At 72.2% G+C, this 14,945-nt stretch carries 15 protein-coding genes; 6 read left to right on the plus strand and 9 right to left on the minus strand.

Annotated elements, in window-relative coordinates; all coding sequences use genetic code 11:
- The coding region (locus tag ABZ919_RS37150; RefSeq protein WP_361257270.1) for a M4 family metallopeptidase at positions 1-1,179 on the plus strand (1,179 nt) is incomplete at its 5' end.
- A gap of 52 nt (positions 1,180-1,231) precedes the next feature.
- Here ABZ919_RS37150 and ABZ919_RS37155 read toward each other — a convergent pair.
- The 3 genes from ABZ919_RS37155 to ABZ919_RS37165 form a co-directional block, all read right to left on the minus strand.
- Complete coding sequence (locus ABZ919_RS37155; RefSeq protein ID WP_361257273.1) at positions 1,232-2,431, minus strand: glycoside hydrolase family 64 protein; 1,200 nt, start codon at positions 2,429-2,431, stop codon at positions 1,232-1,234.
- Positions 2,432-2,604: 173 nt separating this feature from the next.
- Positions 2,605-3,360, minus strand: a complete 756-nt coding sequence (locus ABZ919_RS37160) for a dienelactone hydrolase family protein (RefSeq protein WP_361257412.1) — start codon at positions 3,358-3,360, stop codon at positions 2,605-2,607.
- A 117-nt stretch (positions 3,361-3,477) separates the two neighbouring features.
- Positions 3,478-4,098: an L-threonylcarbamoyladenylate synthase gene (locus ABZ919_RS37165; RefSeq protein ID WP_361257276.1), complete on the minus strand. Its 621-nt coding sequence runs from the start codon at positions 4,096-4,098 to the stop codon at positions 3,478-3,480.
- 795 nt (positions 4,099-4,893) lie between these two features.
- Here ABZ919_RS37165 and ABZ919_RS37170 point away from each other — a divergent pair.
- Positions 4,894-5,127, plus strand: coding sequence for a hypothetical protein (locus tag ABZ919_RS37170; RefSeq protein ID WP_361257280.1), 234 nt, complete (start codon positions 4,894-4,896; stop codon positions 5,125-5,127).
- 4 nt (positions 5,128-5,131) lie between these two features.
- On the opposite strand, the gene ABZ919_RS37175 is transcribed toward ABZ919_RS37170, so the two are convergent.
- Positions 5,132-5,599: a hypothetical protein gene (locus ABZ919_RS37175; protein WP_361257283.1), complete on the minus strand. Its 468-nt coding sequence runs from the start codon at positions 5,597-5,599 to the stop codon at positions 5,132-5,134.
- A gap of 290 nt (positions 5,600-5,889) precedes the next feature.
- Here ABZ919_RS37175 and ABZ919_RS37180 point away from each other — a divergent pair, with 290 nt between their 5' ends.
- Entirely contained in the window at positions 5,890-7,239 is a 1,350-nt protein-coding gene (locus ABZ919_RS37180; protein ID WP_361257286.1) for a transaminase, read from the plus strand.
- 51 nt (positions 7,240-7,290) lie between these two features.
- Positions 7,291-7,731, plus strand: a complete 441-nt coding sequence (locus tag ABZ919_RS37185; RefSeq protein ID WP_361257289.1) for an Lrp/AsnC family transcriptional regulator — start codon at positions 7,291-7,293, stop codon at positions 7,729-7,731.
- 12 nt (positions 7,732-7,743) lie between these two features.
- On the opposite strand, the gene ABZ919_RS37190 is transcribed toward ABZ919_RS37185, so the two are convergent.
- The 5 genes from ABZ919_RS37190 to ABZ919_RS37210 all read right to left on the minus strand — a co-directional run bounded on the left by ABZ919_RS37190 (position 7,744) and on the right by ABZ919_RS37210 (position 12,683).
- Entirely contained in the window at positions 7,744-8,850 is a 1,107-nt protein-coding gene (locus ABZ919_RS37190; protein WP_361257291.1) for a PP2C family protein-serine/threonine phosphatase, read from the minus strand.
- 617 nt (positions 8,851-9,467) lie between these two features.
- Positions 9,468-10,355 (minus strand): Gfo/Idh/MocA family oxidoreductase, encoded by an 888-nt coding sequence (locus ABZ919_RS37195; protein ID WP_361257294.1) that lies wholly within the window; start codon positions 10,353-10,355, stop codon positions 9,468-9,470.
- Positions 10,356-10,390: 35 nt separating this feature from the next.
- Positions 10,391-11,374 carry an ATP-grasp ribosomal peptide maturase gene (gene tgmB / locus ABZ919_RS37200; protein WP_361257297.1) on the minus strand — a complete coding sequence of 328 codons (984 nt, stop codon included), beginning with the start codon at positions 11,372-11,374 and terminating at the stop codon, positions 10,391-10,393.
- A gap of 17 nt (positions 11,375-11,391) precedes the next feature.
- The gene (tgmA, locus tag ABZ919_RS37205; RefSeq protein ID WP_020938095.1) at positions 11,392-11,583 is read right to left on the minus strand and encodes a putative ATP-grasp-modified RiPP; all 192 of its coding nucleotides are present in this window, start codon (positions 11,581-11,583) and stop codon (positions 11,392-11,394) included.
- 218 nt (positions 11,584-11,801) lie between these two features.
- Positions 11,802-12,683, minus strand: a complete 882-nt coding sequence (locus ABZ919_RS37210) for a fructosamine kinase family protein (RefSeq protein WP_361257301.1) — start codon at positions 12,681-12,683, stop codon at positions 11,802-11,804.
- A 188-nt stretch (positions 12,684-12,871) separates the two neighbouring features.
- On the opposite strand from ABZ919_RS37210, the gene ABZ919_RS37215 reads away from it, so the two are divergent.
- Positions 12,872-13,582: a tRNA-dependent cyclodipeptide synthase gene (locus ABZ919_RS37215; protein ID WP_361257304.1), complete on the plus strand. Its 711-nt coding sequence runs from the start codon at positions 12,872-12,874 to the stop codon at positions 13,580-13,582.
- Positions 13,579-14,790 (plus strand): cytochrome P450, encoded by a 1,212-nt coding sequence (locus ABZ919_RS37220; protein ID WP_361257307.1) that lies wholly within the window; start codon positions 13,579-13,581, stop codon positions 14,788-14,790. The genes ABZ919_RS37215 and ABZ919_RS37220 overlap by 4 nt, the downstream gene beginning before the upstream one ends.
- The last annotated feature ends 155 nt before the right edge of the window (positions 14,791-14,945 follow it).

Genomic DNA, 14,945 nt, shown 5'->3' on the forward strand with positions numbered 1-14,945 from the left:
CCCGGTGACTACCTCATCGGCGAGAAGATCAACATCAACGGCGACGGCACCCCGCTGCGCTACATGGACAAGCCCAGCAAGGACGGCGGCTCGGCCGACAGCTGGTACTCGGGCGTCGGCAACCTCGACGTGCACTACTCCTCGGGCCCGGCGAACCACATGTTCTACCTGCTGTCGGAGGGCAGCGGCACCAAGGTCATCAACGGCGTGACCTACAACAGCCCGACCTCCGACGGCGTCGCCGTCACCGGCATCGGCCGCGCCGCCGCGCTGCAGATCTGGTACAAGGCGCTGACGAGCTACATGACGTCGAGCACCGACTACGCCGGCGCCCGCACCGCCGCCCTGAACGCGGCCACCGCGCTGTACGGCGCCAACTCAGCCCAGTACGCAGGAGTCGCCAACGCCTTCGCCGGCATCAACGTCGGCAGCCATGTCACCCCGCCGGGCAACGGGGTGACGGTCACCAACCCGGGCAACCAGACCTCCACCGTCGGTACCGCCGTCAGCCTCCAGGTGCAGGCGAGCAGCACCAACAGCGGCGCCCTGACGTACAGCGCCTCCGGACTGCCGGCCGGCCTGTCCATCAACGGCTCCACCGGCCTGATCACCGGTACACCGACCACGGCGGGGACGTACAGCACCACCGTGACGGTGACCGACTCCACCGGCGCCACCGGTACCGCGAGCTTCAGCTGGACCGTCAACCCCAGTGGCGGCGGCGGTTGCACCTCGGCCCAGCTGCTGAGCAACCCCGGCTTCGAGTCCGGCAGCAGCGGTTGGAGCGCCACCAGCGGCGTCATCACCACCGACAGCGGTGAGGCGGCCCACAGCGGCTCCTACAAGGCCTGGCTGGACGGCTACGGCACCTCGCACACCGACACCCTGTCCCAGTCGGTGACGATCCCCGCGGGCTGCAAGGCGACCCTGACCTTCTACCTGCACATCGACACCTCGGAGACGACCACCAGCACCCAGTACGACAAGCTGACGGTCACGGCCGGTTCGAAGACCCTCGCGACCTACTCGAACCTGAACAAGGCCTCCGGCTACAGCCAGAAGTCCTTCGACCTGTCCTCGCTGGCGGGTCAGACGGTCACGCTGAAGTTCAACGGCGTGGAGGACTCCTCGCTCCAGACCAGCTTCGTCGTGGACGACACCGCCCTGACGACCGGCTGAGTCACCACCGTTCCGCGGCCCCGCACCAAGAGCGGTGCGGGGCCGCTGCATGTCAGCCGAGCGGATCGAGCGTCAGGTAGGCCTGCTGCGGGCTGCCGTCGTGCACCAGCGACTCCTGGTTGCCGACGTCGTCGAAGGCGAACGCGTAGGCCTTGCCGTCCGCCATCTGCGCATGCACGGCACGCGCGTACTGGTTCGTCACCGGATCCCGGTAGAAACCGGACGTCGTGGTGTCCGGCTGGTTGGGGTTGGTCAGCAGGGTGGAGCGGTTGAAACCGGCGCACAGCGTCCGGGAGATGGGCCCGCGGACGTTGTCGTTGGGGGCGTCGAGCAGCTTGTGGCAGCCGAAGACGCTGTCCGCGTCGGGCTTTTGGAAGCTGGTGACGACGGCGCCCGAGGCATTGGTGAAGTTCATGACGCCGCCCGAGACCCGGCCGTAGTACCGGGTGTTCGGCTGGTCGGCGAACGGCGTGACCGTCAGCGTCGAGGTCGTGTACTTCTGCCAGACCCGGTTGACGTAGTCGTCCATGACGTTCGCCGGCAGGGCCCCGGTCTCCACGCCGTACAGCGGCGAGAGCGCCCGCAGCTCCGTGCCGTCGGAGCGGGTCTGGATCAGCCCGGACCAGCCGCCCGACTGGCTCCGCAGTGCGTTGAAGAAACCCGTGTAGCCGCCGGGCTTCAGATGCCCCGTGCTGCTCACGCTGCCGTCGGAGCGCTGCACCCCGACCGCGTACGGCGCCGAGAACATGTCCACCTGGGTGCTGTTCAGCCACAGCCCGGAGTCGTTGAGGGTGTACTCGGACCAGTTGAACAGGATGTTCCGGTTGGGGTCGGAGGGATTCTGCACGGCCGGCTGCACCAGGCCGCCGGTGGTCAGCCGGAAGTCGAGCTTCTGACCGTAGGAGAAGTAGATCCGGCCGGAGAACTTCGGTATCCGGATCGTCTTCGACTGCCCGGCGGCCGGGCCCTCGATCGCCGCGTCCGGAGCGGGCGTCGGCGGGTTCCCGCCGGCGGGCCAGGCGTGGAAGACGCCGCCCGCGTCGGCCCAGCCCTGCTGCCCGGAGGACAGCTGGGTGCCCAGGTCGTAGACGTAGACCGGTCCGGAACGGCCCGAGTTGTTGGTGATCTTCAGCGGGACGGTGTCGGGCACGGCGGCGCCGGCACGGTCCGGGGCGCCGACGGCGAGGAACCCGCCGACCAGGGTCGCTGCGGCCGCCAGGGGCAGCGCGGTGCGCGTGCGTGTGTGAAGCACTCTCCTACCTCCGTGTGGGGTCGGGGTCGTACGGATGGTGGTCCGTACCTGGTTGAGAGCGCTCTCAGCGTGGTGCTGTGGGGGGTACATGTCAATGAGTTGAACGGGAAACGGCCCGGCGCCGGCCGAACGGCGGGGCGCCGGGCCGCCGTTGGCCCGGCGACGACTCGTCGTCAGAACGTCCGCTCGAGCAGGCCGAGCAGGGCGGCCCAGTGCCGCTCGTCGGCCTCCTTGTCGTACGCGGGGGTGTCCGCCTGCGTGTAACCGTGGTGGGCGCCCGGATAGACCTCGCAGGTGTGCCGCACCCCGGCCTTGGTCAGGGCCTCCTCGAAGCGCGCGATCTGCTCGGGGGGCAGCGAGGGATCGTCGTCGGCGTGCCCGAAGTACAGCTCCGCGGTGATGCTCGGGGCACCCAGGTGCGGGCTGGTCCGGGCGTCGGTGGCGAGACCGCCGCCGTGGAATCCGGCCGCCGCGGCGACCCGGTCGGAGTGCGCGGCCGCGGTCCACAGAGCGAGCCGGGCGCCCATGCAGTAGCCGGTCAGGGCGACCGGCCCGTCGGCGACCAGCGGGCTGTCCGCGAGCCAGCCCAGATAAGCGCGGGAGTCCCGCTCGACCTGGTCCGGCGTCAGCGAGCCCACCGTCGGGCCGAGCCGCTCCCAGATGGTGGGGTCGGCGCCCGGGTCGATGAACTCGGGCAGGTCGAAGACCGGGGTCCGGCCCAGGCGGTAGAACACGTTCGGCACGAGCACGGTGTAGCCGGCGCCGGCCAGCCGGTCGGCCATCGAGCGCAGGTGCGGCCGCAGTCCGTAGGCGTCCTGGTAGAACAGCACGCCCGGACGCGGGCGGCCGTCGGCGGGATGGGCGAGGTAGGCGTCGGCGACGCCGTCCCCGGTGCGGACGTCGACATCGTTTCCCTGGACACCGGTCATGGTGAGCAGACCCTCCCTCGGGGAATCGGCGTCGGGCGGGGGATCGTCCGCGACGCCACGGATACGCCCCATGCTGTCACGCAAGATCCGTAAGCCCGCGCCCGGTGCCACATGCGCTCACTCGAACCGGCTGGTGTCTCCCGCACCGCGCCGTACGATCTCCGCCTCGCCGCCGGAGAAGTCCACGACCGTCGTCGGCTCGGTGCCGCAGTCGCCGGAGTCCACCACGGCGTCGACCGCGTGGTCGAGCCGGTCCTTGATCTCCCAGCCCTGCGTGAGCGGCTCCTCCTCGTTGGGCAGCAGGAGCGTGCTGGACAGCAGCGGCTCGCCCAGCTCCGCCAGCAGTGCCTGGGTGACCACGTGGTCCGGGATGCGCACGCCCACGGTCTTCTTCTTCGGGTGCAGCAGCTTGCGCGGCACCTCCCGGGTGGCCGGGAGGATGAAGGTGTAGTTGCCGGGCGTGGACGCCTTCACGGCCCGGAAGACGTCGTTGTCCACCCGCACGAACTGGCCGAGCTGCGCGAAGTCCCGGCACATCAGCGTGAAGTGGTGCCGGTCGTCCAGATGGCGGATCGCACGGATCCGGTCCATGCCGTCCCGGCTGCCCAGCCGGCAGCCCAGCGCGTAACAGGAGTCGGTCGGGTATGCGATGAGCGCTTCCGCGCGGATCGCGTCGGCGATCTGCGCGATGCTGCGCGGCTGCGGGTTCTCGGGGTGCACGTCGAAGTACTTCGCCACCCGTCGAGCTTATGCCGTCGGCGGCCGACGGTCGCGCACCACCGGGTCGCCCGGGTGAAGCCCCCGCATCCGCCGGTGCTCGTCATGGCCCTTTTCCCACGCTCCACCTGAGCCCGGCGAGTACTTCCCGGATTCCGGGGCAAGCGACCCGTGAGCGGTCCTGGGCCTCCCCCCCGGCCCCGGACGCGGCGTCTCCGCCGGCGGTCCACACCCCCCCGGGCCGCCGGCGGAGCCATGTCCGGCGCGGGAGACGACGCGTCGGGAGCAACTGCTGGGACGTGAAAGCCCGTTGCGGGTTCGGGGTCAGCGCCTTGAAGGACCCGGGATCCAGGTGCTGACTTCCGGCCCGTCATCCTCTTGTCGGCGACCCCGCACGAGCGGACGCGACTCGGTTGTACCGGCGTCCGGATGCGAACGGTGGCGCCGGGTATGCGCGCCTCGCGCGTCACCTGCCGCGCCGCGGTGTCGACGTGCCGTGCCACGCCGGGTTGAGGGGACGGACGGCCGGTCGCGGGGCAGTCCGGCTCGGCGAGCCGGCGGCGGAGACGGCCGGGTGCGGGAGCCCGTGCCGCCCATACGGGCCCGGTGGCGCCGGGTGCCGTCAGCGTTCCCACCGCGACGGCGACGGCGGCCCCCCCTCAGTCCCACCGCGCCCTTGGGACGCCCGGCCACCGGGGAGGTCGGCGGGATGTTTGTCCGACAGGCGGAAGACCCCGTTCGGGCGATGGCCTCACCCGACCCGGTGAGCGGAGGGGGCGGGCCGTACCGGCGACGGGCCACGGGCGTTGCCCCGGCATGAACCGCTTGGACCCGGCGAACCGCCTGGATTGGCTGGACCGGATCGACCGGCTGGACCGGATGCGCCGGATGCGCCGCCTGGCGCAGGTGGACCGGGCGAGCGAGCCGATCTATGCCCGGCTCGTCGCGGAGTGGCAGGCGCAGGGACGGGCCGTGCCGGAACCGGACGGACTGCGCGCCACCGTTCCCGGTCCGGCCCCGGCGACGCGTTCGGTGCGCGGGCGGGCCTGAACCGTCACTGCCCGTACAGCGGCGCGAGAACGGCGAGGGTGCCGTTGGCCTGGCGCAGTGCCTCCTCGAGGGCGCCGGGCGAGTGGAGCCTGCCCGTACCGTCCGGCGGCATGAGCCACTCGAGGGAACGCGCGGGCCGATAGGGCGGCGGTACGGCGACCCAGGCACCCTTCGTCGCGTACCGCAGGCCGGAGCCCACCCAGCCCTCGCACGGGTCCGGCGGCAGGAAGAACCCGACCCGGCCCGCCGCCGTGTCGACCAGCGTCGGCCCGGGCAGGGGCAGCCCGGGCCGCCACAGCAGGTCCAGCGTGAGCAGGCCCAGCCGTTCTGGGACGCTCAGCACGTCCCAGAAACGGCCCGCCTCCAGCAGTGCGACGCCCTCACCGTGATCCCACTTCCATTTGCAGGAGCGCGGGTCGGCAGCCGCGGCGGCGAGCCATTCCACGCCCCGCATCCACATCGTGTTCGTCATGCACTGCTCCGGGTGTCCTCGCTCGCCCGCGACGGCGGCATATGCATGCTCGTAGATATTTCTACGTGGCGGAAGGGGTGGCGAACCCTGGCGTTTCAGCCGGGATGTTCGAACTCCGGCTGCCGGTTCGTCATGCGGCGGAAGGGCGGGCGTCACTCCCACGGTGGCGGTGGACCCAGAGGACACTCGATTCTATCGCCATGACAATTGATTCATGCGTCGACTCTTGAGTGAGGCACTGCATCGATCGTATGGTCACGTCATCCGCCATAGTCTGCAGTGAGGCACCCATGGACCGCACGCGTCTGCACGCCCTGCTGGCCCGCGAGAGCGCCGAGGCCGAGCGCCGCAACCCGCGCTCGCGCGCGGCCTATGCCGGGGCCGGTCATCTCTTCGGCCGGGTCCCGATGACCTGGATGAACAAGACGGCCGGTGCCTTCCCCCGCTATCTGGCCGGTGCGCGCGGAGCCCGGGTCACCGATGTGGACGGGCACGAGTACATCGACTTCTGCCTCGGCGACACGGGTGCGATGGCCGGTCACTCACCCGCCCCGGTCACCGAGGCGGTGCAGCGGCGGTTCACCGAGCTGGGCGGGGCCACGGCGATGCTGCCCACGGAGGACGCCGAGTGGGTGGGCGCCGAGCTGACCCGCCGGTTCGGCCTGGCGCGCTGGAGCTTCTCGCTGACCGCGACCGACGCCAACCGCTGGGCGATCCGCCTCGCCCGGGCCGTCACCGGACGCCCGAAGATCCTCGTGAACAGCTACTGCTACCACGGCAGCGTCGACGAGTCGCTGATCGTGGTGGGCCCGGACGGCGCGGGCACCGCCCGCCCCGGCAACGTCGGCGCCCCGTGCGACGTCACACTGACCAGCCGGGTGGCGGAGTTCAACGACCTGGCCGGCCTGGAACGCGAGCTGGCCCACGGTGACGTCGCCGCCGTCCTGATGGAACCCGCGCTCACCAACATCGGCATCGTCCTGCCCGAGCCCGGCCATCTCGCCGGCGTCCGCGAGCTGACCAGGCGGTACGGCAGCCTGCTCATCAACGACGAGACCCACACCTTCTCCGCCGGACCCGGCGGCTGCACGGCGGCCTGGGACCTCGAGCCCGACCTGCTGACCATCGGCAAGGCGATCGGCGGCGGCATCCCGGCCGGCGCCTATGGGCTCTGCGCGGAACTCGCCGAACGACTGCTGGCCCGCACCGACCTGGACCTGGTCGACATGGGCGGCGTGGGCGGCACCCTGGCCGGCAACCCGCTGTCGGTCGCCGCGATGCGGGCCACCCTCGAACATGTCCTCACCGACGAGGCGTTCGCCCGCATGAGCAAGCTCTCCGAGCGTTTCGAGGCGGGTGTCCGGGCGGGCATCGAGGCGCACCGGCTGCCCTGGTCCGTGAGCCGGCTCGGCGCCCGCACCGAGTACCGTTTCACCACCCCGGCGCCGCGCAACGGCACCGAGTCCGCGACCGCCTCCGACCCGGAGCTGGAGGACTTCCTGCACCTCTACCTCGCCAACCGGGGCATCCTGCTGACCCCGTTCCACAACATGGCACTCATGTGCCCCGACACCACCGAACGGGACGTCGACACCCACACCGAGGTCTTCGCCGCCGCCCTCGCCGAACTGGCGGGCTGAGACCCGCGGCCGGTCCGGGAGCGGGCCGGCGCCGCACACGAAAGGACACGCGTGGACGAGATCGACCGGGCCATCCTGCGCGAGCTGCAGACCGACGGACGTATCGCCTACGCCGACCTCGGCCCGAGGGTCGGCCTGTCCGCCTCGGCGGCCCGGCAGCGGCTGCAGCGCCTGCTGGACTCCAAGACCGTCCAGGTGGTCGGGGTCACCGACCCGATGGCCATGGGCGGTCAGGCCATGGCCCTGCTCGGCATCGGCGTGGACGGCGACCCCCGCACCGTCGCCGACTTCCTCGCCGAACGTCCGGAGGTCGTCTACTCCGTGCTGACCTCAGGCGGATTCGACCTGTTCGCCGAGGTGGTCGCCCCCGGCCCGAAGGCGCTGCTGGACTTCGTCAACGACGTGGTACGTCCCCTGGACGGCGTCCGCGAGATCCAGTCCTTTCCCTACTTCGGCATCCACACCCACCGCTTCCTGTGGGACGTGGGCTGACCGGCGCTGCCGTCAGGGACCCGGTGGCCGCGGCGCCAGGACCAGCATGCTGACGTCGTCCCGGATGTCGTACGCATGCCGTACGAGATCCGCCCAGACCGCCGAGGGGAGCTCGGTGGACGCCGTACCGGACAGGTCGGCCAGCCGCGCGCGGAGCGGGTAGAAGGCGTCGTCGGCGCCCCGAGCCTCCCACACCCCGTCTGAGGCCAGAAACAGCCGGTCGCCCGGCCCGAGCGTCACCGTCACCCCCTTCGGCGTGTCGGCGTCGAGCAGACCGAGTCCCAGCGGCGGTCCCGGTACGACCGTCACCTCCACGGCCTGCCGCTCCTGCAGCAGCACCGGGGCCGGATGGCCGCAGGCCACCACCCGTACCGCACGCCCGTCGGGCGAGAACTCCATCAGAACCCCGGTGGCGAACAGCTCGGCGTGCCGTGTGCCCGCCGAGTCCACCGCGAGCCTGCGGTCCATCCGCGCGGCGACCGACTCCAGATCCGGCTGGTCCAGCACCGCCTCCCGGAAGGCACCCAGCAACGTCACCACCGTCGAGACCGCCGACAGCCCGTGCCCCTGGACGTCCCCCATCACCGCGCGCACCCCGTAGGGGCCGTCCCGGACGTCGTAGAAGTCCCCGCCCACCAGCGTCCCGTCCTGCGCGGCCCGGTAGAAGCCCCAGCAGCCCACGCTGCCGACCCGCTCCGGCAGCGGCGGCATCACGGCCCGCTGCACGGCCTCGCCGATCGCCCGCTCGGTGTCCAGCTGGGCGTCCCGACGAGTGCGCACGTACGACACGAACACACTCAGGGCGGCCACGAACACGATCGTCAGCAGATCGGTGTTGCCGGGGCGGTTCAGATGCGTGGCCGGCACGTTCAGCACCACAACGACCCCCAGTCCGAGCGTCCCGGTCGCGAGTGGGCCGTACGACAGCACCGCCAGCGGCGGGATCGCCCCCAGCACGAAACCGGCGTCCTGCGCGTCCGGAGTGATCACCGTGGCCACGGTGACGCCCACCAGGAGCAGCACGGGCAGCACCCGCACCCACCACGGCGGCGGCGCGCCCCGCAGCCAGCCGCGATCCTCCAGGTCCCGACGCGACGACCCGCCGCGCACCGATCTCACAACCCCAAGCTACGCCGCCCTCGGCACCCGAGCCTCCCGCCCGGGACTCCGGTACCGCGGGGCGGCACTGCGTGAAGTCCGCCCGGCCCGCGGCTGTGCGCCCGTGGGCCGGGCCGGCAGTCGTGCCCGCGTGGGCCTCCGCACGTCGGACGGCGGGCTCCGCGGCCGGCTCATCGGTGGGGCGACCCGGACGGGAGGGCGAGTACGGCCATGAGCGAGGTGCTGGGCAGTCAGCCCGGCTCAGCTGCCGCCGACCCTCGCCCCGCAGGCCCGGCGTACCGTCCCGGCAGATCGGCCAGGGCAAGGGGACACGCCCATGGATCCTCGGCCGTGACGCCCGCCTGCGCCTGCTGTTCGGCGAGCAGTGCCACGACTCCGGCAGGCGCCCTTCGCTCTCGCCCCCGGCGGCGGCAAGCCGGACGTCGGCCCGGGCGGCGGCCGGAACCCGGCCGTCGCCGGGAAGGCCCTCGAACGTCTCGCCACCGGCACCGCCGGTAGGCGCGGGCCGGAGCGCGCCGTCGCCGGGAAGGCCCTCGAACGTCTCGCCACCGACACCGCCGGTAGGCGCGGGCCGGAGCGCGCCGTCGCCCGCTGTGGCCCGGTCCGGCAGCCGGGTCCTAATCCGTGCCGGCCGCCAGGCGGGCCTCCGCCGTCGCCAGGATCTCGGTGACGCGGAGCCCGAAGGCGGCGTCGCAGGCGTGCGGGCGGCCGCGTCGGGCCGCCGCCAGCAGGGCGTCGGTGGCGCGGGTGAGCGCGGGGATCGCCCCTTCGGAACTCCCCGGCATCGACGCCACGCCCGCCTCGCCCCGCAGTTCCACATCGGCCCCGGCCGCCGCGGGCGGAGCCGTCAGGCTCAGCGTGAGGGTGCTCGACGCGCCGGTGGCGTGGTCGAGCACCAGATGCACCGTGTCGGCGGGTCCGTGCGCCGCCGCCACGACCTGCCGCACGTCGCCGAGCACGGGCAGCAGGACCGACAGGGCGTGCGGGCCGACGTCCCACAGCGCGCCTTTCTCCCGCCGCCACGGCGAGGCCGCGAACGGGCTGTCGGAGGTGAACACGGCCCCCAACCACTGCGCCCGGGCCGTGAACCAGCCCGCCACGGCGGCCTGTTCCTCGATCCAGGCGTCCGGCTCCTTCTGGAAGCGTGCCGTGAAGAACACCACCGAGGCCACCCCGGCCCGCTCCACCGCGTCCACGACGGCCCGCCCCTCGGCCACCGATACCGCGAGCGGCTTGTCCAGCAGCAGATGACGGCCCGCCCGGGCCGCCCGCACCGCCAACTCGGCCTGCACGGACGGCGGCAGCGCCACTGCCACCGCGTCCACGTCGGCGAGCAGCGCGTCCACGTCGCCGTAGGCGGGGACGCCGTACTGCTCGGCCAGCTGCGTGGCCGCCCCGGGCCGGCGGCCCCAGACCCCGGCGAACTGAGCACCGGGGTGCCCGGCGAGGGCGGGTGCGTACGCCGCTCGGGCCCAAGGACCCGTTCCCAGCAGTCCGATGCGCATATGGCGTTCCTTTCTCCGAGCCGATCCCCGCACCCTCAAGAGGCTGCGCTCCGGTCACCCTCCGCACACCTGCCGTCCGGAACCCCGTCCCCGGCAAGCCACTTGGCGATCGTGGCCGCGATGGGCTGACCCGTGTCCATCTCCACGAACCCGAACTGACCCGACTGGTTGCACTCGAGGAACCACCAGATCCCGTCCGCGTCCTCCGCGAAGTCGAATGCGCCGTAGGCCAGTTCCGCGCCCTTCAGGTACCGCCGCACCCCCTCGGCCACGCGCGGCGGAACCTCCGCGGGCAGCCAGGGAGAGCCCGAGGGGGCGAACCGGACGTCCACGTCGTCCGGGTGGGCGTCCGGGTCGGCCGGCTTGCGCGCGGCCAGCAGTGTGTCGCCGACGGCGGTCAGCCGGATGTCGGCCCGTTTGGCGATCCGCCGTTGCAGCAGCGTCGGACCGAAGGCCACCGCCGAGAAGTCGGTGTCCGGCGCGACCCGGCTGGTCGGCACCGCACGCGGCGGCTCCTGCGGATGCGCGCCGGACACCGGCTTGACCACCAGGTCCGGGAAGCGCTCCGCGAACTCCCGGGCCGCCTGCGGGAACGTGGTGATCAGCGTCGCCGGCACGGCCAGGGCGCTCTGCTGGGCGAGGTGCAGCTGCCAGGGCTTGTGGCGGGCGCGTCGGGCCGCGTCCGGATGGTTCATCCAGCGCGCGCCGGTGGTACGCAGCATGCCGTACAGCGCCTGTGACGACTCCTCCGTCAGCCAGGCGGACGGCTGGGCGGCGCGAGCGGCCGCGTTCCCGGGCCTGCGCACCCAGATGGAGCGCAGGCCGCTCATGCTCACCAGGCGCCCGCCGACGGACAGATGCCCATGGCCGGTCCCCTGCACGTATTCGCCCGACAGCGCCACCCCGTTGGTCAGATCCGCGGGATCCAGCCGGACGACGGGTACGCCGGCCTCGCTCAGCCGGAGGACCACCATGTCCGCCGTCACGTCCTCTTCACTGGTCAGGATGAGCACGGTCATCTTCCGAGGCCCGCGGTTCAGTCGTCGAAGTGGGTCTTGGAACCGGCCGTCGAGGTCGTGGTCCCCAGAGCTCTCAGGGTCGCGTGGTCGGTGGCGGCGATCCGCCCGTCCGGGAGGACGTTCAACTGCAGTCCGGAGTCGTACGCATACGGAGTGGTGACGTCCAACTGCACAGCGGGGCGCGCGTAGTTGAGCGTGAACGGTTGCATGGTCTCTCCCTGTTTCGGCTTTCACGTCCTTATACGAATCGAACGGGTGATTGGTTTCCTCACGCTGAGTAACCGCAGGTCGGAGCGGCGCCGGAAAGGCCCCTGGAACGAGGAGGCGTCGGTGCGTGGTCACGGTGTGCGGGCAGGACGGCGCGCCCCCATGGCTCAGGACGCCGACGGGGCCCGCGGCGTTGCGCGACTCGTGACGTACACGGCCGTCATCCCATGAGCGACAACGCGCCCCGTGCCACGGTCAAGGCCTGTTCCGCGTATCCGCGTCCGAACAGCACCGCGTGCACCAGCAGCGGGAACAGCTGGTGCACGCCCACCCGCTCGCGCCAGCCCGGCGCGAGCGGTGCCGTCTGCTCGTACCCGGCGAGCACCTGCTCGAGAAAGGGGCAGCCGAAGAGCCGGAGCATCGCCAGGTCGGTCTCCCGGTGTCCGCCGTGCGCGGCCGGGTCGATGAGCCGGACCTCGCCGTCGGCGCCCCACAGCACATTGCCGTTCCACAGGTCCCCGTGCAGTCGCGCGGGCGGCTCGGCGGGGCCCGCCAGACCGGGCAGCCGGGCGCAGACCCGTTCGAAGACGGCCGCCTCGCCCGGGCGGAGCGTGCCCCGGTCGACGGCGTCGCGCACATACGGCAGCACCCGGTGCTCGGCGTACCAGCGGGGCCACTCGCCGTCCGGCACGTTGCGCATGGGGGCGAGGCCGATGAACGCGTCCTCGGGGCCGCCGGGCGGCGGCGCTCCGAAATCCGAAGCCCCTGCGGCGTGCAGGACGGCCAGGGCCTGGCCGAAACGTTGCGCCGTTACGGGATCCGGATGCCCGGTGGGTACCCGCTCCGTCACCATCCAGCGTTCGTCGTGGCCGAGCACCGCGGGCACCCGGACCGCGCCCGCGGCGGCGAGCCAGCGCAGCCCCGTCACCTCGGCGCGCACGGCCCCGGGAGCGTCACCCCGCTTCACCATCACCGGCGTCCCGCCGTCCAGGATGACCTCGGCGGGCGATCCGGAGTCCCCCCGTGTACCGGTGACCGGGCGTCCGGTGAGGCGCGACGCCGCCTGTCCCGGATCCTCGCGATCCTCGTCTCGATCGACCACGGCCTCAGGGTACGGCCCCGACAAGCGGCCAGGCAGGAGGGCACTTCAACCATTACTACGACTGTTTTCGGCCAAACCCAGATGGTCACTACCCGTGCTGAATCCGTACCGCTAGCGTGAGGGCGCCGCGTGGCCACACCGGGGGCACAGGGCCCCGCCGGGACTAGTGCGCGGCGGAGGGTTTCCCCTTGACCACAGCATCCGTGCTGATGGCCGACGTCTTCGAAGTCCAGCCGTACACCTCCCACTGCGAAGTCATCCTGGGCGAGGGCGCGCACGCCGTGATCGGAGTGTCCCCGGGCAACAGCTATTTCTCCGCCCGCCGCCTGCACGATCTCGCCCGCTGGGGACTGGACCACTTCGACAAGGTCGACTTCGTCTACACCGACCTGTACGTCGCCGAGATGTACGAGGCGTCCGGCTACCCGCCCGACGAGGCCCGGCGCAAGGCGGTGAAGAACCTGCGCGGTGTGCGCGCCAAGGTCCGTGACGCCGTGACGGCGGCCGACCCGGAGGGCCGGCGGCTGGACTGGCACCCGATGTCCGAGTTCCGCACCAACCCCGCCTACCGGGACATCCACCGGCACCTCAGGGCGCGCCTGGTCTCCGACGCGGCCTTCCGGGGCACCTGCGAAGCCCTGGTGAATCGTTTCCTCAGTGCGCGTGGGGAGGCTCCGACCGAGCGGCAGCGTGCCGTGTGCCTGGAGTACGTGTGCGCCGAGGCGCCGCTGTTCCTGGACACCCCCGCCATCCTCAAGGTGCCCTCGTCGCTCAACTGTTACCACCAACCGCTGCCGATGGCCGAACTGCTGTACTCACGTGGGGCCGGCCTGCGCGCCTCGCGCAACCAGGGCCACGCCGTCGTCACCCCCGCCGCCTCCGAAGGAACCGCCGCATGACCACCGACTCCGGCTGCCGTGCAGGCCAGCCGCCCCTGCCCGACTTCCCGTTCTCCTGGGACGGCACCCGGGTGCCCGCCGAGGTCGAGGACCTGCGCGCCGCCACCCCCGTACGGCGCGTGCGGACCATCGCCGGCGACGAGGCCTGGCTCGTGTCGTCGTACAACCTGTGCGCGCAGGTCCTGAAGGACGACCGGTTCTCCCTGAAGGACACCTCCGCCCCCGGAGTGCCCCGGCAGTACGCGCTCACGATCCCGCCGGAGGTCGTGAACAACATGGGCAACATCACCGGCGCCGGGCTGCGCCGGGCGGTGATGAAGGCGCTCAACCCGAAGTCGCCGGGAGTGATGGAGTGGCTGCGCGTGGAGGCGCACCGGCTGGTGGACCGGATGGCGGCCGACGGACCGACGGCAGACCTGCGCGCCGCGTTCTGCGATCCGTACTCGGCCGGCATGCACTGCCGCATCCTCGGCATCCCGCAGACCGAGGCCCCGGCCTTCCTGCGCAGCCTCGACATCGCCTTCATGAACTCGCCGTGCCCGATCACCGGTGCGAAGATCAACTGGGACCGCGACATCGCCCGGATGGCGGCCCTGCTCGGCGACCCCGCGACGGACGGTCTGATGGGCGAACTCGCGGCCCTGCGCGACGACCCCGACTACGCCCACCTCACCGACGAGATGCTGGCCACCGTCGGGGTCACGATGTTCGGCGCCGGAGTGATCTCCACGTCCGGCTTCCTCGCGATGGCCCTGGTCTACCTGCTCACCCACCCCATCGCCCGCGACCTCCTCCGCGACCGACCGGACCTGACCGGTGGCGGCGTGGAGGAACTGCTGAGGGTCAACCTCTCCATCGGCGACGCCCTGCCGCGCCTCGCCCTGGAGGACGTACGGCTCGGCGACGTCGACATCCGCGAGGGCGAGCTCGTCCTGGTGCTGGTGGAGGGCGCCAACCTGGACCCGGCGAAGTTCCCCGACCCGCACCGCTTCGACATCCACCGGGACAACGCCGACGACCACCTCTCCTTCGGCGGCGGCGCCCACTACTGCCCCGCCACCGCGCTCGGCCGCGCACACGCCCGGATCGCCCTGGAGGTCCTCCTCGACCGCCTGCCGGACCTCGCACTCGCCGTACCCTCCGGCCAACTGGTGTGGCGCACGGGCTTCATGAAGCGCCTCCCCGAGCGGCTGCCGGTGACCTGGTAACCGGGACACCCCGTTCACCCGTACGGCGCCCCCGACCCGGCACCCCGGGCGGGAGCGCCGTACGCCTCGCCGGGTGGACGGGACGGGGCGCGTCGCAGGAGCGGCCGGCGGGCCGACGGGGCTCACCGAGTGCAGCTCCCGATGGGCTCGACCGG

Origin of the sequence: Streptomyces sp. NPDC046759 (assembly GCF_040645475.1) — a bacterium.
Lineage (GTDB): Bacteria > Actinomycetota > Actinomycetes > Streptomycetales > Streptomycetaceae > Streptomyces.